Genomic DNA, 21954 nt, shown 5'->3' on the forward strand with positions numbered 1-21954 from the left:
GATCATGGAACAACGCGACCACGAATAACGGCGCGAGGAAGACGAGGACGAACGCAAAATCGAACCGGCCCGGCAGAGCGAGTTCAGGATTGAAGACATCGCCGTCATAGATCTGCGCTTCCAGCCCCAACGCCCGGACTCGCAGGATGTAGGGCGAGACGTCGCGCATCCCGAGTGCGGCGAAGGCCAACGGGGACGGTGCGTCCCAGGTTGGGTGGAAGCTGTAATAGCCCGCACTGCCCGCGTCCTTGGTCCGATCGACATAGTCGGCAACGGCCGCGATATCTTCGGATTGCGCGGCCGGGATTGCGGCGATCGCGGTGCGCTGCCGGGAGATTTCCACCATGCCTGCGGTGACGGCAGCGGCGGTGAGTATCGCCAGCAGGATCAGTGCCACGACACTTAGTCGCGCACGGAGCAACAGGCGTAGTTCAGCCATCCATAAGGTCATTGACGGGCTCCCAGACGACGGGTCACCCGTGTGAGCAGCAGCGTGGCGACTGCCAGCCACAGTCCCAGAATAGTGATCCCGGGCAGCGCCGCGGCCGCAAGCGCCGAGGCGCTTGGCGCAACGAAGGCGAAATCAGGCATATGTTGCCAATTGTCCGCTGCGATCCGCTTGCGGCGATCGGCGCCCGCATCCTCCGCTATATCGTCGGCGTAGCTGACATTTCTCGCCTCCATCCGGTTGAGACGTTGCACGAGGGCGTAGCGATACGTCTCCGCCTGTTCGAGGAAACGGCGATGTCCGCCAAAGTCGGTGTCCGCCGCAGCCATCGACAGCGCGCGGATCGCGATCGTTGGGCTCAGCACACCGATCGCATCGACCAACCGGTTCTGAGCGGTCTGCGCTGCGAAGCTGGCACCTGCATAGCGATCGAACAGGCCGGACGTCAGCCGCTCCCCCTCCATTGCCAGCAGTCCCTTGTAGTTCACCGGCAGATCCTCGACCCGGGTTACGCCGTAGCGTTGCAGAACCGACTGCTTGAAGACCGCCAGATGCGGATCGTCGGGATTGTGACTGTCGCCCAGCTGGCGCAGGTCGCGCGCGATGGCGACATCGGTCTGAAGACGGTTCTGGAGCGGCACCGCGGCCCCCGCAATGTCGGGGGCGATGCGCGGCAGCAGCACGACCGCGACCGTCCATATTGCCAGCAGTGCAAGGAGGGCATCGCGCCCGCGCCGGGCAAAGCCCGACGCGAGCAGGATCAGGACGAGCCACAATGCAAGATACAGCGCATAGCCTAGCCCGATGGCTGCCATTGGCAACGCCAGCGTGCCGGGTTGCGCGACGATTGCGACAAAACCGACCATCGCCGGAAATCCGACGATCAAGGCCACGATCCCGAGCGCGGCAAGCTTGCCACGCACCAGCTGTCCGCGCGAGACACCCTGCAGCATCAGTAATCGCAGCGTCCCTCGCTCGGTCTCGCGCGCCAGTACGCCGAAGCCCAGGAAGATCAGCAGTAACGGCGCGACTACCTGGAGGACGAAGGCGGGGGTGAGTTGCCCAAAACGCACCAGCAGCGAGCTTTGCCGGACGTCGCCGAAATTGGCGCTGTTCTGGCGGTGGCCTTCGAGGAACATGCTGTTGCCCGTGAAGGCATCGACACCGGGATCGAACGCGGCCAACGCACCCAGCGGTCGATAGATGAAGGTGCCGTAATGGACCATGCGATGCGGGTGGCGATCGGGTTGAGCCTTGAACGCCGCAGCGGCCACCTGCTGATGCCGCGTGCGCAGCTCGGCGATGCCGCGTTGGTGCGACCATGAACTGAGCACCGCCGCCAGGGTCAGCACGACGAGCAGGACAAGCGCGATCACCGCGACGCGGTTGCGCGNGGACGAGCAGAACAAGCGCGATCACCGCGACGCGGTTGCGCGCCATCAACCGGAGTTCATCGCGCGCGATCAGGTGGGTCGCACTCACGCCGCACAAGTCCCTATGCTAACCTGGAACCGGGCGTGCAGGGCCCGAATGTCGAACCGTTCGGACCCGGTGGCCATGACATCCTCGACGATCCGGCCCTGTTCAAGGAAGGCGATCCGGTCGGCGACGTCGGCGGCAGATAAAAGGTCGTGCGTTACCATCAACACGGCTGTGCCACGGTCGCGCACTTTCAGGAGCAGCGCGTTGAAGTCGGCGGTTGCGCGCGGGTCGAGACCAGAGGTCGGCTCGTCAAGCAGCAGCACCGGCACTTCGCGCAGGAGCGCCACTGCAATCGCAACCTTCTGCCGCATCCCCTTGGAAAATCCGCCCAGCCGCTGGTCCCAAGCCCGGTCCTGCAATCCGGCAGCAGCCAGCGCAGCGGTGATCGTTCCCCGGTCCTGACGTTGATCGGCTAGTGCCAACAGGTAATCGGCATTCTCAACCGCGCTCAGATGCTCGTATAGCGCGACGTTCTCGGGGAGATAGGCAATGCGTCGGCGTGCCGCGTCAGCGTCAGCACCTGGATCGATGCCGCAGACCGCGATCTGCCCCGCATCCGCGCGCACAAAGCCAAGCAGGGCGGACAAGGTGGTCGACTTGCCCGCTCCGTTGCCGCCCAGCAACGCCGTGATGCTGCTGACAGGAACGGTAAGCGAAAGACCGTCGAGAACGCGATGGTTGCCGTAGGCAAGCGCCAGTTCGTGGATAGCGATAGGGTTACCGTTGTTACCGGGCATAGGCCTCAATCTGCAAGCGACATGATATAGCGTATCATACGGAATTGTTTCCGTGTTGCAATATTTCATGGTGAGAGAGGGAGGTGGCAGCGCGCGACATGTGGCTCATTGGCGGCCAAGCCCGGCGCATACGTTCTACTGTGAGCCGACAGCGGGCATTGTGACACCTATAGCGCTGAGCCGATATTTAGAGCTTTGCGAATGGCCGTTCATAAAAAGCCCGGCAGTCATCGCCGTCTCTTTGAAAGACGGCTTCGTCGCAATTCTCGCCATTCATGCAGCCCCGTCGGGGACGATAAGCCTACATGAACAAACGGCCGAAGTTGGGAAGGCCGAAGGTGGCAGCAAGTGTCTGCTTGTGGGTCGGAGCGGACCGGCCGCTTCCATTCCGGCCGCCCCGCTACTGTCGAAAACACATGTTTGTTGTCACTGACGGTCAGAAGCGACACCAAAGGCTCGTCGAATGACATTCCGGCTCACATCAAGGTGTCGGGAAACCCCTGGGGTACTATATGCCGTCGTCTCATGATGTCGTTGTTCGCCACTAGATGCACGTCTGCCTTGATTGGTTTAATCACTGAACATGGCAAGCCGACATTCTCGCACAGTCTGGATTGCGGTTCAGGAATAGAGTTTGTCACAACCGGCATCCCATATTGCCAACCGATTTAGATCCTCGCTTATCGAAATGCGAGTTTGAACCCTCCGCCCGCTATGTAGGAGGTAGCGCCCACGGCCTGCGGATCGCTGAGATGCGCGCGACCGAACAGGTTCAGAGACGCACTGCTTCCGACATCACGTCCGTATAGCATCTCGGCCACGTACTCGCGGTTCTGCGTAGCAAGCGAGAAGCTTTGCGTAACAGGCCCCAGTTCACCAGTTTGGCGGTCGATAACCCGGACCTGGGTTAGATCGATGCTACCACTTTCAACGTGCATCGGCTGTGAAACGGTGAACCGGATACGATCGTGACGACTTGTGAATTTGTCCTTCGTCAACGCCAGTTGGAACGAAGAGGAAACAAGACCGCTGTCGCCCACGGCGATGGACTGCTGCCGGGTCGAGCCTTGCCGTGTACGACCGACCGTGCCTGACGCAGCCAGCGATAGGGTAGGCGTCAGCATCGCCTCCGACGCGATCGTTACGCCATCGGTGATCGACCCGTGTGCAAGATCCGATGGATCAGTCGATTGTACGCCGAGCAGAGCGCTGTTCTCATGCAAGCCTGTATAGGTGAGGCTAAAGCGTACCGCGTCGCTCGCGGCATAGGCCAGCGCGACCTGTGTCGCCTGTGCTCGGTAAGCGCCGACACCGTTCAGCGCTATGCGATCTGCTATGCCGAACTGGCGCGTGTCGCGCCGTAGATCACGCTGCGACATACCGGTGGACACCGTGAGGTTTTCCGCGATCCTTGCGGTAAACTGACCGTATCCACCACCGGATGCGAAGCCAAGCAGCGGGTTCGCGCCGCCCTGCATCGGGTCATAGTCGGACGCTAACCCGAAACTGGTCGATCCGCCCAGCATCACGGCGCCATCGCCCTCGCCACCCATCATCGAGAAGGCGCCATCGGGCGATCCGATGCGCAACGCCGACTGATAGGGCACACTGGACTGCACGAAGCCGGCAAGTCGCGTCCGGGGCGAAACCGCCATCGACATATCGAGGCCGAACGAGTTGCGAACCGGTGCGGAGAACGAGGCGATATTGCTGAACGCCATGCTGCTTTTGGTCGGATTTGTTTTCATCCAGTCCAGCATTCGACTGTATAGGTATGATTGGAATTGCTCGTAGGTGCCGCCCGACGATAGGACTGTCTGCCCAACAAGTTTTGAGGAAAGTGGGATCGCGAAGTCGCGGAACGTCGCGCCGATGTCCTCGTAGGCGTAGAAATACATCCCCTTCGCCTCCCACTTCACCTGCTCGCCCGACGAACGGATTTTCGTCGCCTGCTCAGCCTTGATCTTTCCCTTGTCGTCGTAGGAGTACCACCGCAGATTGTTGAAATTGAGCGGCGACAGCGCCGCGGCGACATCGAGTTCGCCGATCCCGTATACAGGGTCGACGCCCGGTGCTCCAAGATCGCGTGCTGACTTCAGAATGATGTCGACGCTCTCCTTGGGAAAGTTCGACAGCCAAGGCCAACGGTCATGCAGGAGTGCGACAGTACCCGATACGAGTGGCGCGGCAAACGACGTTCCCGACATGCGGGTGACGCCGCCCTGTCCGTCGGAAACGAGGATGAACTCGCCAGGCGCGACGATGAAGCGGTTCATCAGCTCGCTTCCGGCTACGCATTTTCCCGCAGTAAGTAGGCACGCCGTACCTGGGCGATTCGAGAAATTAGAGATCGTGCCGGTCGGGTCAACGGAGCCCACGACAATGAGATTGGGATTGGTGGCAAAGTTCCAGTCGATGTTCTGGGTCTGCGTGCTGCCGTCGTTGCCGGCTGCCGCGACGAATACGGCCCCCTTTGTCGCAGCGGCGACCGCGGGGTCCGAGAATACGCCGTTCCACCCTTGGTTTAGCGTCCAGCCGGGAACTCCCAGCGACATGTTGATGATGCTCGCGTTGTTCTGGGCGAGCATCAGTACGCCGGCCTTGATGTCGGCCCACCCTGCGGTGCCGGTCTCATCGAACGGGTTATAGGCCACCACCGACGCCATCGGCGCGATGCCCATAACGCCCTTGCCATCATGCGCCGCTATCATGAGGCTCGCGACTGCGGCGCCATGACCGTTACTGAACTGCGAGATGCCGTCGTACTTGGTCACGTTCCTGGTGCCGTCGCCGGTGACGGTGAAATCGAGAAGTCCAATGACGCTGCGCTTGCCCTCGCCGATTGTTGCGCTGATCGCCGGCGACCAGTTGATCTCCTTCATCCAGTGATCGACATGGTCGGTCCCGGCATAATTCATCAGGCCGTCATACCAGTCGATCAGGAACTGATCGCGCTGTACGGCCGACAGACTGGCCAGCGTGGACGGGTCGGACAGGTTAACGCCGTACCGTGCGAGTAGCGGGTTCACGAACGCCGACGAGAAACTCTGCCCCGTCTGGGCCTGTACCGACGCGCCCCAGGTCGACTGCGATTGGGCAACGACCGTGGTCAGTTGCGTCGCAAGCGCGGCATAGGCCGCGGTATTGTCGGAGTAAGTACCGAGCGGGCTCCAGAACGTGCGAATGTTGCCCATCAACGGACCAACATCGCCCCAGAAGGTGCGGATGTTGCCCATCATCGGCGTCACAGCCGACCCGCCGATGCCGCCATTGTACGTCTGAAGGCCACCCCAGAAGGCGTTCAAGTCGCCCTCATAAGGATTCACGTCACCCCAGAACGTGCGGATATTCCCGAAGAAAGGCGACGCATCGCCCCAAAAGGTACGGATGTTGCCCATGAACGTCCGGATGTTCCCCATATTGGGTTCGATCGTGCCACTGAGAGCGCGGATAGGACCGGCAGCAGGAGCCGGCGCATTTACAGGGGCGGGGCTTGTCGGCGTAGGGGAGGGAATGGTCGGCGCTAGGGCAGGGCTAGGCGTAGGCGTGACGACAGGTAAGGTTTGGGAATATGCTGGAATGGCCGCGAAGAATACCGCCGCGATTGCCGTGCTCGCCCGCAGCCCGCGGGTTATTACCTTACGTGTCATGCCGTATCCCTCTGTGTCGACAGTTGCCCCCGTCGACACATTTGTTTGGCAGCCGTTTCGGTAAAAACCCCCTCAAACAGATTACTTAAATCTGCATTAACGACGAATAATTCGACTTTCGGTTTTAATAAGAACCACTTGAGGGCATTCCGAACTGGAACGGGGCGCAATGCTTGAGCCCGCTGACTGCCTCCTCCAGAAAAAGTACGAGCGCTTCGATGTCGATCGGGCGGGAGATCAGGTAGCCCTGGATCAGGTCGCATCCCATCACCCGCAGCAACGCGAGCGCCATCGCATCGTCAACGCCCTCGGCCGTCACTTCCATGTTCAGCGCGTGCGCCAAGTCGATGGAGGAGCGGACGAGAAGCGGATCCTGATGGCTCTGGGTAAGGCCGGAGATAAACATGCGGTCGATCTTCAGTTCGTTCGCTGGCAGTTGCTTCAGATACGCCAGCGAGGAGAGACCGGAGCCGTAATCGTCGATCGCGATCTTTATTCCGGCAGCGGCAAAAGCATTCAGATTCGCGAGCGCGCCGTCCGGGTCCTTAATGACTGCGGTCTCGGTGATCTCAAAACCGATCTTGCCTCGCGCTCGAGACGCCAGTTTCAGGGCCAGTGCCGCAAACCCAGGGTCGGGCAGAAGCACTCCGGATACGTTGACGTAGATCGTCAAGTCATGGCCGGCCTTTGCGAGCCTCAATTGATCCTCGACCGCACGCTCGAGTACCCATTCGGACAAATCAAAAATAATGCCGGTAGATTCCGCGAGTTCAATCAGGCGGTCAGTAGCAATCTGACCACGCTCAGGATGCCACCAGCGAAGCAAAGCCTCGGCGGAATCGATCCTGTTCGTCTTCGACCGCAGCTTGGGCTGGTAATGAAGCCGCAGCTCGCCTGTGCGGATTGCCCGCGGTAAGTCGCGCATCAGGGCAAGGTCATCGAAGCTCTGGTCCACGGTAAGCGAGATGTCTGCGTACCGGACGCGCTGATGCTGACTTTGCGCCTCGGCGAGCGCTGCGGCCGCATGATCGATGAGCTCTTCGAGCACTGTAGACGTCCCAGCGTCGGCGAAGCCGATGGCGATCGGAAGATCGATCGTGAAGCCATCGATCGTCATGCGCTCCTCCAGCCTATCGCTGAGCAGCTCCAGGCACCCTTTTGCGGATTCAGGATCGCTTGCGGCAAACGCAAACTCGATTGTGGTCCTGCCGGTCCGACCGACTTGGCAGGCATTGAGGGCATCGATAATTCGGCGACCGACTTGATGCAGTATCTGGTTGGAAAGGTCCAAGCCGATCGAACGACGCAACGTCGTAAAGCGCGCAATCTCTGCGATGCCGACAAACTGCATCGTGCCTGCGGGCGTTCCGACCAGCCTCCAGTGATCCCTCAGTGTATCGAACGTCCCGCGTATAGGCCGATCGCGCTCAAAGACTGTCCGCACCGATGCATCTTCGGCGTCCGCCAGTTCGCCCGGCGTCGAAGGCGCGTTCGAAGGTACATGCTGTGCGGATAACGATGTCATCCGGTGTGGGTAAGGCGAGACGGATAATTGTTGGTAAAGGCTTGCGAATATCGTGATTGCCGACGACGCGTTGAAAACCGCCCGTTTTAACATGGCGTTAGGTGATCGCTCCTAGGAGCAAGGTCCAGCGAGGAAGGGCAGGTCGGACGTGATCGCGAGTAAAAACGACACAGGAGAAGAGCTGCTTCACGTACAGATCCTGACAGGTTTTGCGACAGTCGCCCTCTCCGGGTTCGCAGTAAGATTCGAGTGGTGCAGCAAGCTTTGCACGCTGTTGATGCCGTATCGATCTTTCAAGGCCAGTGAGTTTGTACTCGTTGCGGTGATCGTCGGTTTAGGCGCGGTCGGCATATCCACGATCCGCCAACGGCATCTCCTGGGGCTGTTGTCAGAAAAGGACGCTGAGCAACGCGCGGCATATGCCCTTGCAAGAACCGATTTTCTGACTGGTATACCGAACAGGTTGTCTCTGTCCGAGTACATCGCCGACCTTGACCAGACAGTCATTGGCGGTTTCGCCGCTCTCGTTCTCGACTTAGATGATTTCAAGGCGATCAACGATACTTTGGGCCATGCGGTCGGGGACGAAGTCCTGAAGTGCGTTGCGGGCAGGCTTCTGGCCCTGCGAGATCGGTATAGCGGCATTACCATATTCAGGCTCGGGGGCGATGAGTTCCTGATAGTGGTTCAGGAGCCGGGCATTAATATAGAACTGCTGGAAAGCATTATCCGGGAAAGCATATCAGCGCCTATGGTAATAACAGGCGGCTCGACTACGGTAACCGGCTCGGTCGGCGCCGCGCCCGCCGATATCGGCAATACGCATTTCGCCAACATCATGGCCGCTGCAGATCTTGCCATGCTCCATGACAAGCGGACGGCGAAAGCCGGCCGAAGTCCGGCCCCATAGCCCCGCCTGCTACTCCGCGAGTTTGTAGCTAGGCGCAGTCTTTAAGACACTTCGGGCGACCAAAATCTTGTTCAGTGATCGACCGGTCCGATTTTCGAAGCCTCACGTCGCTGCATCTCACCCCGCGTTGCCAACACTGCGGCCCTGTTCAGATGGTCCCGTTGATCGGACGGCGAAAGCGCCCTGTATGCCTCTGCCAGCGCCGCAAGGATCAAGCCTTCGTAATCGATCGGCGTTGTTGTCTTTGCCAAGTTAGCTCCGTGCGCACATGATGGTCGTTATTTCGCGAACGGATAGGTACGACCGCGACCCGTGATGGATGCGGCATTATTCGTCGGCAAGGTCGGACGTTTCAACTTTCAGGCAAACGGAATGCCCCTGTCTTGCTGGTCGTGCCGATAGCAATGAGCCAACCTGGTCGCGCAGATCGACGGCCATCGGGTGTGTGGCCAAATGTCAGCAATAGAACGGAACCGGTGAAGGGCTCGTGCGGCCGTACTAGTCCAGCATGATTTCCGAAGCGCTCCCCTTAGCCACCATCCGTCCAATCGCGTTGAGCAGCTTGCCCATGGCGACGGGTTTCTGGATGACGTCGTCCGCACCCTGTGCAAGGCAGCGCTCATGAAGGTCGACTGCCATGTCAGCGGTCACGACGATGATCGGCAGCATTCCCTTCGCATCGGTACGCGCGCGGAGATGCTTGATTGCAGTAAGCCCGTCCATGCCAGGCATCCGCAGATCCATGAGAATGATGCTGAAATCGCAGTCATTGATCATCTGGAGTCCGGTCTCGGCATCGGCCGCCTCGGACATGTTAGCGCCTACGACGCGCAGCATGTCCTTCACGACCCGCCGGTTCATCGCATCATCTTCAACGAATAGCACTTCCATGGCCGTCCCTTCGTCCGCCTGACTATGCCGCGGAGGTAAACAGTTGATTAGCAGGAACATCTTCCGGCGCCCTGTCGGCGTAGAAGGCTGTCAGCGCGGTGATCAGTCGCTGTCCGCTCACCGGTTTCAGAATCATCTGGCTGGCACCTGCCACCGCGACCTCGTCGAGCGGCAGCACGTCGGTCGACGCGAACAATATCGTCGTTGCAACGCCGTGCGCGCCCGCGTGCCCGACCAGGGTTCGCAGCGACGGCAGCGCCTCCATACCCTCAAGACAGATCGACTTGCCTTCGATCAGCAGATGGTCGCATTCGCCGCGCGCAATCGCGTCCAAAGCCTCTTCCGCCGTAGCGGCACACGCGAAGCTCTTCACCTCGGTCTCGATCAGGCCACGCAGCATGCCCTGGGCGATGCCGTTCGATTCTAGCAGCAGCAATCGCGCGTCGGCGAGACGTCGGGGTGCGACCGCGATGTCGTTGGCGCCGCTGCTGGCCGCTAACGGCAGGACGAGCGGTATCCGCAGCGTGAAGGTCGAACCGCAATCGACCACGCTGTCGACCATGACATCGCCGCCCAGGGCGCGGGCAAGATTGCGGCAGATCGCCAGGCCCAGTCCGGTGCCAGCAAATTGCCTTGTGGTGCCCCCATCGACCTGATGGAAGGGCTCGAATATCGCATCGAACTGGTCGGTCGGGATCCCGATGCCGGTATCGGTCACCGCGATGACGAGCGTCTCGTCGTCGACGTGCGTGGCGAGCGTCACCGAACCCTCGGGCGTGAACTTGATCGCGTTGGACAGGAGGTTGAAGACGATCTGACGGATACGCGCGCCATCGGAAACGATCTCCCGCGGCGCATTGCCGATATCAAGTGACAAGGCGAGCCCCTTGCCCGTCGCCTGTCCCGACCACAACCGCGTGGATTCCTCCAGTATCCGGCGCAGATCCGTTGCCTCCGCCACCACCAGTGTCGTCCCCGTCTCCATCTTGGCGACATCTAGGATGTCGTCGACCAGCGCCCGCATCGTCTCGCCCGCACCGTGCACCACTTCTACCTGCTCGCGCACGTCCGCAGCGATCCGCCGGTTCGTCAGCAGAATCTGGGTCATGCCGAGAATGCCATTCAGAGGCGTCCGGATCTCGTGGCTCGTCATCGCAAGGAAATCGGTCTTTGCCTTCAGCGCCTTTTCCAGGCGTGTGTTGACCGTCGTCAGCACGTCGTTCGCGTCCCGCACCTGGTTTCGGCTTCGCCGGATCGACACGTACCCGAATGCCATGAGGCCGAAGACGACGGCACCAGCGACCAACAGCCCGCCGAGCACAATCTGCCTGAACTGGGACTTCTGTCGTTCGATCGCGATGTCGCGCTCGAGTTGACCTTGCTTCAGCTGAGATATTTTCAGGTTCTGATTGGAGAAGTCAAACCGTGCGCTCATGAGCTGTGAGCTTGCCGAGGCAGTAAGGTTGCGGGCCTCGCCATCCAGTCGCTGGAAGGCCTTCAGATGCGCCAACGCCAGATCGCGGCGTCCCAGCTTCTCAAAAACCTTTGCGGCCAGTTCGTGGAATTGCCGGAACGGCAGCTCGGTCTTGGTCAGATCCGTCCCCGCGAAGGTGGACCGGAGCAAGATCGCCGCCCGCGGGTAATCCCTCTGCGCGGCAGCGACCTCGGCGGCAATGCCGAACACGAAGGGACGCTGACTCGCGGCTTCACCGCTCGCAGACAGGGCGAGGGCGCGACGCACCGTCTGCTCAGCCGCAACCTCCCTGCCGTTATCCACCTGTGCTTCCGCGATATTGCCCAACACGACGACGGTCTGCAACCGACTGCCCAACGCCTGGGCGGCGCTCAACGCAAGACGGTATTCCCGCTCGGCCTCCGCGTATCGGCCGAGCTTACGAAGAACCTGGCCCTGATTGTTATGCGCGCCGAGATTGAGGCCCGGTTCCCCGCCATAGATCTCCGACGACTGCCGGTAATATTGCAGAGCCTTCGCGTAGTCGCCGGCGTCCCAGTATATCTGGCCCATGTCCTGCAACACCAGCGACTGGCTACGAGGTACGCCGGCAACGCCGAAAATCCTGAAGGCGCGCTGATAGTCGGAAAGAGCCTCCGTCACATTGCCTTGCGTAGCGAAGATCCCCCCCCGCGACCGAAACAAGTCCCCCTGCAGTTTCGAATTCGGTGCAACGCGACTTATCGTCATGAGGGCAGCGTCGACCGTCGCCTTTGCTTCCTTTGCGCGATTGACCATGATCAGAGACTCGGCGCGCAACCACGCAGCGGTACCTGTCGCAATCATCGCCTCGTGCGAAGGAGGCAACGAAGCGGCGAGCTTCACCGCAGCATCGCTTTTGCTCAGTGCATGCTCGGGGTCGCTCATCATCGCAGTTTTGGCATCGGCGATTGCAACGTCGAATGCCCGGTATTGCCCCTGTCGCGGCACCGCGGCCACTGGCGATTGAGCGCCAGCGATGGAGGAAAGTCCTAGTGCGGCGACGATGATCGGACGGCGAAGGCAGCGCATGGTAACCCCTTGTTCGGTATTGGATATCCGATGCGGGTTAAGAGATTAGAACCACATTCAATTATTTGTCGCCGGCATTAGTGACCAGTCCCAGGCCAGTGCGCTTAACCTTATAGCGTTCCTGATTGGGAACCCGTGGAGGGAAAGCGCACCCGGAAGGCCTTCTGAGGCTAAGCCGAGCTATCGCTTTCTCTGTTCCCGATTGGCTTCCCGGAATCTTCAATGAAGATCCTTTTTAAGAAACGCGGCAGCGTCGGGCGACGTCCGCTAACGCCATCTGCCTTCCCAATAGCGGACGGGCCGCCTTTCTTCCTCATCACGACATTCGCGAGCGGATAGCCGGGCTTGAGATTGGTTATTCGCAAAGATGAACAAGCGTCCGAAGTTGGGAAGCGAGGAAAGGGGCGTGGACGTCCGAATGTGGGTCCGTGCGGCCCTCCCAAAATCCCCCGCTGTCTGGGAACGCTGAACATTCCCATAACTCCGTCTTCTTTCCGTAATTTCGGGAAAGAGCAATTGGGAACGGATTTTGGGAAACAGGCCTTAAGGCCTCCCTAGGTATGATTGCCGCGGACGCATTCGCAATACGGGTTCCTTTTCGAGAAGCTTAGGTAAGCCGCTTGTGAACGTCGAAGATCAAGCAGCCGAGGACAGCTTCATCAAGACGAGGCCACTGACGATAAGTAAGGCAGCTAGGAGGCGCATCGCGGTCATTGCCTCGCCGAAAACCATAATGCCGACAACAAACGCGCCAACCGCGCCGATGCCGGTCCAAATTGTGTAAGCCGTTCCTAACGGTAGAACTCGCATTGCCGACGCGAGCAGGCCGAAGCTGACCAACATGCCTACGCCGGTAACGACGCTTGGCCAGAGCCGGGTAAAACCATAAGATTGCTTCATGGCCGACGCCCAGACAATCTCGAACAAACCAGCAAAAACAAGTGCGATCCACGCCATAGCAGCCTCCATAAAAGCTGCCGGGCCGTCCCGGACTTCTAACCCAAGTTTCTGGGGCGGGAACGTTGTCACCGCACATCTAAATAATTGCAGATCAACGATATTTCAACAGCAGCTAGCAGGCACAGCTTAAGAGGAGCCATTATCAAGCTCATCATTCGACAGGGATAGCGCCGAGCGCTTTCACCTGCCGGATCACCACGAGGGTTTTGAAACTACGCACGCGCTCATTCGCTGAAAACAGGCGCTGCGCCAGTTCGTCGTAACTCTCCATATCGCGAGCGACGATCCGGACTGCCAGGTCATGGTCGCCAGTCACGTTCCAAGCTTCGACTACTTCCGGCTCCCGGTCCAGTAAGTGCATCATTTCGCCAATCGTGCTCGGGCCTTCACGTTCGAGCGTGACCATTACGATCATAGACAGCGGCCAGCCAAGCGTTCGCGGCCGGACGATCGCTACCTCGCGCTCAATCACGCCCGTCTCGCGTAGGCGACGGAGGCGGCGGTAACAGGCCGGCGTTGATAGCCCTATTGCCTCAGCAATCTCCGCCACTGGCTGCTGCGCGTTGATTTGTACGAGTTTCAGGAGCTTGAGATCAAAGCTGTCGAGTGAAACCGGTTTTTCCATCCCATGCAGCTTAGTCGATAATCTTTATCGTAAGCGAGCCCATTTTGATCACCTTCGTTGGCGGTTCCACTTAAACTCATGGGTTCCTGCTTCTTCGTGAGATCTGCATGACCACATCCTCCATCGCGCGGCCAATTGGTCCGCGCGCTGATTTCGGCGCTATCGCCGCGCTGTTCTGTTCGCTTCTGTCGATCAGCGTCGGCGCGTCGTTCGCTAAGTGGCTTTTCCCTGCCATCGGACCGGAGGGTGCGACCGCCATGCGCCTGATCGTTAGCGCCGGCGTGCTGACGGTTGTATTTCGGCCTTGGCGCGTCCTTAGCGTGTCGGATTGGCGTTCTCTCATACCTTACGGGGTCGCGTTGGGAGTCATGAACCTTGTCTTTTACAAGGCGATCACGTTCATTCCGTTGGGTATCGGGATCGCGATCGAGTTCACCGGACCGCTAGCGGTCGCGCTGCTGACCTCGCGGCGCAAGACGGACTTCTTGTGGATCGCGCTTGCTGTTGCAGGCCTTGCCCTGCTGTTGCCCATATGGGGAGGTGCCGCTCACCTCGATTGGCGCGGCGTTGCCTTGGCAGGCGCCGCAGGAGTCTGCTGGGCGGTTTACCTCGTTAAAGGGAAGAAGGCAGGCGAAGATCATGGGATTGCCGCTGTCGCAGGCGGCATGGTGATAGCCGCTTTGGTCACTGCACCGGTCGGTATTCTTCATGCCGGAACCGCCATGCTCCAGCCCGAAGTGCTGGCGCTCGGATTGGTCGTTGGCATCGTATCGAGTGCGCTCCCCTACACTCTGGAGATGATCGCTCTGCCGCGCCTGCCGACTAATACTTTCAGCACACTCTTGAGCGCGGAACCGGCGGTGGGTGCGCTTGTCGGCCTCGTAGTGCTCGGCGAAACGCTAGCGATCTCACAATGGCTCGCGATCGGGTTGATCGTTTGCTCCTCGATTGGCGCTGCCACGACGGCGAAGAAGTAGGAACTGAGACATGCAGGATATCCCGACCATCGATCCCGTCGTCATTCGCTTGGCATCAGATTTTCGTGCGCTTCATCTGTTTGTCAGCACGCCAGACGCGCCGGCTATCGCTAATCCTTCGTCTGCGCTGGTCGAAGCCTGCCAATTTGTACGCGATGGTGGTCCACCATGGGCGGACGCACACTTAGCCGCTTGGGCGGACACCTATGCCCAGTTTGGCGCGAAGCCGAACCGAACGCCTTGTTCAGCGCAGGCGCTCCGTAAGCGCGTGCTGAAGGGTGGCGTGCTCCCGTCGATCAACCCGGTGGTGGACCTGTATAACGCAATCAGCCTGCGCTACGCTGTTCCGGTCGGAGGTGAAAATTTGGGGGCCTATGTGGGCGTCCCACGGCTCACGATCGCGGACGGCTCAGAAGCCTTTGACACCATGTCCAACGGCGAGCCTGCGATCGAGCACCCGTTGCCCGGCGAAGTTGTCTGGCGCGATGACGTGGGTGTGACCTGCCGACGCTGGAACTGGCGGCAGGGGACGCGCACTCGGCTGAACGGCAACGAGCGATCCATGTGGTTCGTTTTGGAAGCCCTTGCTGGAATGCCGAACGAAGCCTTGCAAGAGGCCGGGCACGCACTGTCGAGCGGCCTGACAAGCATCTTACCGTCTGCGTCCGTCACGACGATAAAGTCGGCCTGATTGATCCAACAGCCGACACCCTGAGGAAAGGCCTTCACGAGTTCTCGAAAAACCATCGATTCCGAGAACGCTCACCCCTTCTCGCCTGCCGTTCCCAATCGAGAAAGGGGATCGGCTAAAGGCCCACCAACGTCGTCTCCGCTTAGCCGCTCAAGCTGCGGTACTGCTACGTCCATCAATACGGCGCTGTCGACGTTCGAAGGATACGACGATGCCAGCGAGTAGCAGGACGCATACTAAGGCAGTGGCAAAGGTGTTGAGGCCAAATCCACCCTTGGCTGCCTCCTTCGTGAGCAAATTCCCGAAGTCGGCGCCGAACGGCCTTGTGAAAACGAATGCTGCCCAAAATATCAGTGCCGCGTTGACCCGAGCAACATAGTGCAGAAGCAACACTACACCTATCACCACCATGCAGACCAAAGACCCCGTGGTGTATGTGAGGCCGAAAACATAAACCAGTCCATCGCCGAACGCAGTGCCAAGGCTGTTCGAGAACAGAACGGCCACCCAGAAGAATAATTCGCTCTCACGGTCCACCACCGCGCTCACGTCACAAGTGCCCCGCCTCAGATACCAAACGCCCAAGGTCAGCAACATGCCACCGAAAAGGATGGCCGACGTTGCGTTATAGCCAAGGCTGAGTGTGTGCGTCGACAGGTCGGCTATTTCAGTTCCGGCCGTCGTCGTACCTACGATTGTCGCCCAGAAGAGAAGATGGCGATAGTGATCGGCACGAACCTGTGCGACGAGGAAGGCCGCCAGCATGGCCAGTGTAATGGCAAGCCCGGCGACGTAGCCCAGGTTCAGCGTCTGGGCGATGGCGTCGCCAGCAACCTCGCCCAATGTGGTTGCGACGACCTTGGCCAGCCAAAAGCCCAAAGTGATTTCAGCAACTTTACGGGCAGGATGATTCCTCGTCACGTTGACCCTCACTATACGCATCCCCCCAGAGCGGGCGATCATCAGGTCGGAGCATAAAATTCAAATCGAAACTGGTGGGACACCGGCTACATTGGGACTTTGTATAGTCGGCTCCAGCAGCGCCCATCGTTTCGTGACTAAGCCGTCACGATGCGCCAAACCTTCCTTCTGATCCTGACCCTGCTCGCCGGTTGCGGCGAGAAGACCGCGAAGTCGCCTGCACCGCCCGCCCATGCCGAGACGATCGCTCACGAGAGCGAACTGCTGAAGCTGACCCTGACGCCTCAGGCGCAGCAGCGGTTGGGCATCGTGCTGGCGCGGGTGGGCGGCGGATCGGCGACTGCAAAACGCGAGGTGGCCGGCGAGATCGTCGTGCCGCCACTCACCGCCAACGGAGTGCCCGTCAACTCGACGTCCAATCTTCAGCAGATCGGAAGCCAGCAGGCCGCAGCCGATGCCGAACTGGCGCGTGCCACCGCGCAAACACGACTTGCGCAGATCGCGCTCGACCGCACGGAAAGCCTCGTTCGCGAGGAAGCGGGCAGCGTGCGCGCCCGCGACGAGGCCGCGGCGGCGCTGGCGTCGGCGCAGGCCGCACTCGGGGCCGCACGGCAGCAGCGCCGACTGCTCGGACCGGCGGTCGCATCGCTCGGTTCGCAACCCGTGTTGTGGGTGCGCGCGTCCGTGTTCGGTAGTGACATGGGAGAGGTCCGCCGCGAAGTTGGTGCTACGGTCCGCACGCTCGGTGAAGGCGGCGCGCCGCGCATCGCACGTCCGGTGCAGGCTCCGCCTTCGGCCAACACTGTCGCGGGCACGGTCGATCTCTATTACGCGCTCGACAATCGCGACCGCGCTTTCCGGGTCGGCCAGCGGGTAGCGGTGGACCTGCCGCTCGCTGGGCAGACCGAAGGGTTGTCGGTGCCATCGACCGCGATCCTGCGCGACATTCATGGTGGCGCGTGGGTCTATCAGAAGACCGCGCCGAACACCTTCGTGCGCCAGCGCGTCGAAGTAGCGTCGGAGACCGGCGGACGGGCACTGCTCGCGCGTGGCCTGGCCGCCGGGGCGCAGGTGGTAACTGATGGCGCGGCCGAACTGTTCGGCACCGAGTTCGGGGCGGCGCACTGATGCTCGGCCGGCTTGTTCATTTCGCGCTGGCGCAGCGCGTCCTCGTCCTTGCGCTTGCCGCGTTGCTGGTCGTGCTCGGCGTCCGCGCTGGCCGCGACGTGCCGCTCGACGTATTCCCCGAGTTCGCGCCACCCATGGTCGAAATCCAGACCGAGGCACCGGGGTTGTCGACCGAGGAAGTCGAGAGCCTGGTCACGGCGCCAATCGAAACCGCGGTCAACGGCGTCCCCGGCTTGATGACGTTGCGCTCCAAATCGGTGCTGGGCCTGTCGTCGGTGCAGATCCTGTTCGAGCGCGGCTCCGACGTGATCCGCGCTCGACAGATGGTCGGCGAGCGGATCGCGCAGGTGCAGCCGCGGCTGCCGCTCGCGGCGCGACAACCTGTGTTGATGCCTCCGCTGTCCTCGACCAGTCGCGCGATGAAGGTCGGCCTTTCCTCAGGCAGGCTCGACCAGATGCAACTGTCCGAGCTGGTGCGCTGGACGATCCGGCCGCGCCTGATGGCGGTTCCCGGTGTCGCCAACGTCGCGGTCTGGGGCCAGCGCGACCGGCAGTTGCAGGTGCTGGTCGATCCCGAGCGCCTGCGCGCGGCCGGCGTGACGCTGGCGGAGGTACGCGCCGCGGCCGGCGACGCGGTGCTGGTCGGGGGCGGCGGGTTCGTCGACACGGCCAACCAACGCCTCGCCGTCCAGCAGACCGGCACCGTCCAGACTGCGGCCGACCTCGCGCAGGCGATCGTCAAGCAGGCGGGCGAAGCGCCGGTGCGGATCGGCGACGTCGCGCGCCTGGTCGACGGCTTCAACGCGCCGATCGGCAATGCGATCATCGATGACGGTCCCGGCATCATGCTGATCGTCGAGAAGCAGCCCACCGCCAACACGCTGGAGCTGACCCGCGCGGTCGAAGCCGCGTTTGCCGAGCTGAAGCCCGGTCTGAAGGACGTGAAGGTCGATACGAGGATCTTCCGGCCGGCCACGTTTATCGAACGCTCGATCGACAATCTCACCCGCGCGCTGATGATCGGCTGCGCGCTGGTGGCGGCGGTGCTGTTCCTGTTCACGCGCGACTGGCGGCAGGCGACGATAAGCCTAGTCGCGATACCGCTGTCGTTGCTCGGCGCGGGCCTGATACTGTTGTGGTCGGGCGCGACGACCAACGTGATGATTATCGCCGGCCTCGTCATCGCGCTCGGTGAGGTGGTCGACGATGCGATCATAGACGTGGAGAACATCGCACGCCGGTTGCGCCTGAACCGTGAGTCGGTCGACCCAAAGCCAGCCTTCGAGGTGGTCCTCGCCGCGTCGCTGGAGGTGCGCTCGGCGGTCGTTTTCGCCTCGCTGATCGTGATGCTGGTGTTCGTGCCGATCTTCTTCCTCGGCGGGGTGGCGGGCACCTTCTTTCAGCCCCTCGCCATCGCCTATGTGCTGGCAATCGGCATGTCGCTGCTGGTCGCGCTGACCGTGACCCCGGCGATGTGCCTACTGCTCCTGCCGAACGCACCGCTGACAGAGGAGCGAGACACCCGCATCGTCGCCGCGCTGAAGCGCCGCTATGTCGGCTTCCTGCCGCGCGTCGTCGGACGTCCGGCGCTGGCGGTCGGGGTAGTGGCGGGCGGGCTGCTGCTGGCAGGCGTCGGCTATGCGACCTTCAAGGACCAGTTCCTCCCCGACTTCCGCGAAACCGACTTTCTGATGCACTTCGTCGAAAAGCCGGGCACGTCGATCGAGGCGATGGACCGGATCACGATCCGCGCATCGAAGGAGTTACGCAGCATCCCCGGCGTCCGCAATTTCGGCGCGCATATCGGCCGCGCCGAACAGGCCGACGAGGTGGTCGGCCCCAACTTCACCGAACTGTGGATCAGCCTCGACGAGAATGCCGACTACGATGCGTCGGTGAAGCGGATCAAGGAGGTAGTGGAGGGCTATCCCGGCCTCTACCGCGACGTGCTGACCTATCTGCGCGAGCGGATCAAGGAGGTGCTGACGGGTGCTGGCGCGACTATTGTCGTACGCATCTACGGCCCCGATCAGGCAGAATTGCGCGCGGCTGGCGCGCGTGTCCGCGATGCGATCGGCGGTATTCAGGGCGTTTCCGACCTAAAGCTGGAGAGCCAGGTGCTGGTCCCGCAAATCCGCATCCGTCCGCGCGCCGGCGAACTGGCGCGGCTCGGCCTGACCGCGGGCGAGGTCCGCCGTCAGGCGCAGACGCTGGTCGCGCAGACCAAGGTCGGCGAGATCTACCGCGATCAACGCGCCTTCGACGTCGCGGTGTGGGGGGAGCCCGCAGTACGGGGCAGCGTCCATGCGCTCCGCGACCTGATGATCCAGGCCCCCGTCACCGGTGCGCCGGTTCGGCTCGGCGATGTTGCCGATATAGAGATCGCGCCTGCCCCCAACGAGGTGAAGCGTGAGAACGGGCAACGCCGGCTCGACGTAACGATGAATGTCGCGGGCGCGGACCTCGGCACCGTCGCGCAGGCTGTCGAGGCCGCAGTCGCGAAGGTGCCGTTCGCCACTGGCTATCACCCTCAGGTGCTGGGCGAATATGCCGCGCTGAAGGAATCGCGCAGCCGCCTGTGGAGCATCGGTGCGCTGTGCTTGGTCGGCATTCTGTTGCTGGTCTGGATGGAGTTCCGCTCGTCTCGCATCACCGCACTGGTCGCCATCAGCTTGCCGTTCGCGCTGGTCGGCGGGGTGGTCGCAGTCGCGCTGACCGGCGGGGTGCTGTCGCTTGGCTCCCTGGTCGGGTTCGTCACCGTCATCGGCATCGCCGCACGCAACGGCATCATGCTCCTGTCGCATTATCAGCATCTCGAACGGCATGAGGCGATGACGTTCGGTCGCGAGCTGGTGCTGCGTGGTGCGGAGGAGCGTCTGGTGCCAATCCTGATGACCGCCGCCTGCGCCGGGCTGGCGCTGGTGCCGCTGATCGTCGCGGGTAATGCGCCGGGGCATGAGATCGAGCATCCGATGGCGATCGTGATACTCGGGGGTCTGATTTCCTCGACTGCGCTCAACCTGCTGCTGCTGCCCGCGCTCTACGCCCGCTATGGCAAGGAACAGCCCGATCCGCCTGCCGCCCCACATAAGGAGGCGCTGGCATGATCCGTCGCTTGGCCCCCGCCGTTGCCCTGCTCGCCTCCGCCTGCATGAGTGTGCCTGCGCCATCGCCGACGATCGCGCCGCCCAGCGCGACGGGCGCTTTCGCCAGGCTTCCCGTCGCATTGATCGCGGCGGTGCCCGACGACTGGTGGCGGCTCTATGACGATCCGGTGCTTGACGGTTTGGTCCGGTCTACACTGACCGCCAACGCCGATCTGCGTGTCGCCTACGCCAATCTCGACGGGGCACGCGCGGTCTTGCGTCAGGCACGGGCCGCAAGATTGCCGCAGACGACGATCGAAAGCGCGCTGGGCGTCGACGATCCTGCCGGACAGCCAAGCGCGTCAGGGAACGTGCCGACGACGGATTACGATATCGCTGCGACGGCGAGCTGGGATCTCGACCTGTTCGGCCGGCTGCGATCGGCCGCGACCGCCGCGGGCGCGGATGCGGAGGCGCAGGCCGCCGTCGTCGATGGCTTGCGCGTCGCAGTCGTCGCCGACACCGTCCTCGCCTATGTCGACCTGTGCGGATCGACCCGCGCCATCGCAACCGCACGCGAGGTTGCCTCCGTACAGGATCGTTCGGTCGCGCTGGTCCGCGAACAGCTTCGAGCCGGCGACGTATCGCCTCTGGAGGTATCGCAAGTTGCGACGATCGCAGCCGCCACCCGCGCCGCCATCGCCCCGTTCGAGGCGCAGCGCGCCAACGCGCTGTACCGGCTCGCCACGCTACAAGGCCGTCCCCCTGCTGAGGCCCGCACTTATCGCTTCGCCTGCACCGCCGCACCGCGCCTGCGCGGGGCCGCGCCGGTCGGCGACGGCACCGCGCTGCTGCTGCGCCGTCCCGACGTGCGCGAGGCGGAACGCCGCCTTGCTGCCGCAGCCGCGCGGATCGGCGTGGCACGCGCGGACCTCTACCCCCGCGTCAATCTGGGCGGGGCGGTCGGGCTGCTATCCGGCGGTATCAGCGCGGCAGTGACGCCGCTTGTCAGTTGGGCCTTCCCCAACCAGGCACCGGTCCGCGCGAGGCTGGAACAGGCCCGCGCAACCGAGCGTGCGGCGCTGGCCGGGTGGGACGTGGCGGTCCTACGCGCGCTTCGCGAGGTTGAGACGACGCTGGCCGCTTATGATGCTGAGGCCCGCCGTAACCGCGATCTGGCGACCGCCTTGCGCGAGGCGCAGGCCTACGCGCGGCGGGCCGGTGCCCGGGTCCGCCTCGGCGACGCCCCCGGGCTGCTCCAGGTCGACGCCCAGCGGGCGTCGGCGTCGGCCACGCTGCAACAGGTCCAGTCCGATCTGGCGGTCGCTCAGGCAGAGGTCGCACTATTCCGCGCGCTGGGTGGCGGTTGGCGAACCGACGCCGCTACGCGATAGGTGGG

The 21954-nt window shown here is 62.0% G+C and carries 15 protein-coding genes and 1 pseudogene; 6 read left to right on the forward strand and 10 right to left on the reverse strand.

Annotation, left to right across the window (positions count from 1 at the left end; translation table 11 throughout):
• From IFT67_RS17765 to IFT67_RS17785, 5 genes and pseudogenes are all read right to left on the reverse strand, one after another.
• Positions 1 to 451 (reverse strand): annotated as a pseudogene (locus IFT67_RS17765) (ABC transporter permease); the annotation flags it as partial.
• Positions 448 to 1824, reverse strand: coding sequence for an ABC transporter permease (locus IFT67_RS17770; protein WP_446740827.1), 1377 nt, complete (start codon positions 1822 to 1824; stop codon positions 448 to 450). The pseudogene IFT67_RS17765 and the gene IFT67_RS17770, both read right to left, overlap by 4 nt.
• 102 nt (positions 1825 to 1926) lie before the next feature.
• Positions 1927 to 2667 carry an ABC transporter ATP-binding protein gene (locus IFT67_RS17775; protein WP_192239484.1) on the reverse strand — a complete coding sequence of 247 codons (741 nt, stop codon included), beginning with the start codon at positions 2665 to 2667 and terminating at the stop codon, positions 1927 to 1929.
• A gap of 680 nt (positions 2668 to 3347) precedes the next feature.
• Entirely contained in the window at positions 3348 to 6086 is a 2739-nt protein-coding gene (locus tag IFT67_RS17780; protein ID WP_192239485.1) for a S8 family peptidase, read from the reverse strand.
• 355 nt (positions 6087 to 6441) lie between these two features.
• The gene (locus IFT67_RS17785; RefSeq protein WP_244647504.1) at positions 6442 to 7935 is read right to left on the reverse strand and encodes an EAL domain-containing protein; all 1494 of its coding nucleotides are present in this window, start codon (positions 7933 to 7935) and stop codon (positions 6442 to 6444) included.
• A gap of 55 nt (positions 7936 to 7990) precedes the next feature.
• On the opposite strand from IFT67_RS17785, the gene IFT67_RS17790 reads away from it, so the two are divergent.
• Positions 7991 to 8752: a diguanylate cyclase domain-containing protein gene (locus tag IFT67_RS17790; RefSeq protein WP_192239486.1), complete on the forward strand. Its 762-nt coding sequence runs from the start codon at positions 7991 to 7993 to the stop codon at positions 8750 to 8752.
• A gap of 498 nt (positions 8753 to 9250) precedes the next feature.
• On the opposite strand, the gene IFT67_RS17795 is transcribed toward IFT67_RS17790, so the two are convergent.
• The 4 genes from IFT67_RS17795 to IFT67_RS17810 form a co-directional block, all read right to left on the reverse strand.
• Positions 9251 to 9643 (reverse strand): response regulator, encoded by a 393-nt coding sequence (locus tag IFT67_RS17795; RefSeq protein ID WP_192239539.1) that lies wholly within the window; start codon positions 9641 to 9643, stop codon positions 9251 to 9253.
• A 22-nt stretch (positions 9644 to 9665) separates the two neighbouring features.
• Positions 9666 to 12167, reverse strand: coding sequence for an ATP-binding protein (locus tag IFT67_RS17800; RefSeq protein ID WP_192239487.1), 2502 nt, complete (start codon positions 12165 to 12167; stop codon positions 9666 to 9668).
• A gap of 636 nt (positions 12168 to 12803) precedes the next feature.
• Positions 12804 to 13124, reverse strand: a complete 321-nt coding sequence (locus IFT67_RS17805; RefSeq protein ID WP_056678542.1) for a DMT family transporter — start codon at positions 13122 to 13124, stop codon at positions 12804 to 12806.
• A gap of 154 nt (positions 13125 to 13278) precedes the next feature.
• Positions 13279 to 13752, reverse strand: coding sequence for an Lrp/AsnC family transcriptional regulator (locus IFT67_RS17810; protein ID WP_056678377.1), 474 nt, complete (start codon positions 13750 to 13752; stop codon positions 13279 to 13281).
• A 107-nt stretch (positions 13753 to 13859) separates the two neighbouring features.
• On the opposite strand from IFT67_RS17810, the gene IFT67_RS17815 reads away from it, so the two are divergent.
• On the forward strand, positions 13860 to 14729 hold the full coding sequence (locus tag IFT67_RS17815; RefSeq protein ID WP_192239488.1) for an EamA family transporter: 870 nt from the start codon (positions 13860 to 13862) through the stop codon (positions 14727 to 14729).
• A gap of 10 nt (positions 14730 to 14739) precedes the next feature.
• Positions 14740 to 15420, forward strand: coding sequence for a B3/B4 domain-containing protein (locus IFT67_RS17820; RefSeq protein ID WP_192239489.1), 681 nt, complete (start codon positions 14740 to 14742; stop codon positions 15418 to 15420).
• Positions 15421 to 15570: 150 nt separating this feature from the next.
• Here IFT67_RS17820 and IFT67_RS17825 read toward each other — a convergent pair whose 3' ends face one another.
• The gene (locus tag IFT67_RS17825; protein ID WP_197983149.1) at positions 15571 to 16383 is read right to left on the reverse strand and encodes a COG4705 family protein; all 813 of its coding nucleotides are present in this window, start codon (positions 16381 to 16383) and stop codon (positions 15571 to 15573) included.
• Between the two features lie 108 nt (positions 16384 to 16491).
• On the opposite strand from IFT67_RS17825, the gene IFT67_RS17830 reads away from it, so the two are divergent.
• Genes IFT67_RS17830 through IFT67_RS17840 form a run of 3 tightly spaced genes read left to right on the forward strand, consistent with a single transcriptional unit; the run spans position 16492 to position 21949 of the window.
• Positions 16492 to 17469 carry an efflux RND transporter periplasmic adaptor subunit gene (locus IFT67_RS17830; RefSeq protein WP_056678369.1) on the forward strand — a complete coding sequence of 326 codons (978 nt, stop codon included), beginning with the start codon at positions 16492 to 16494 and terminating at the stop codon, positions 17467 to 17469.
• Complete coding sequence (locus tag IFT67_RS17835; protein ID WP_192239490.1) at positions 17469 to 20576, forward strand: efflux RND transporter permease subunit; 3108 nt, start codon at positions 17469 to 17471, stop codon at positions 20574 to 20576. Before IFT67_RS17830 ends, IFT67_RS17835 begins: the two co-directional genes overlap by 1 nt.
• Positions 20573 to 21949, forward strand: coding sequence for an efflux transporter outer membrane subunit (locus IFT67_RS17840; protein ID WP_056678363.1), 1377 nt, complete (start codon positions 20573 to 20575; stop codon positions 21947 to 21949). Before IFT67_RS17835 ends, IFT67_RS17840 begins: the two co-directional genes overlap by 4 nt.
• Positions 21950 to 21954 lie beyond the last annotated feature (5 nt).

Origin of the sequence: Sphingomonas sp. CFBP 13728 (genome assembly GCF_014841895.1) — a bacterium.
Classification (GTDB): Bacteria; Pseudomonadota; Alphaproteobacteria; order Sphingomonadales; family Sphingomonadaceae; genus Sphingomonas.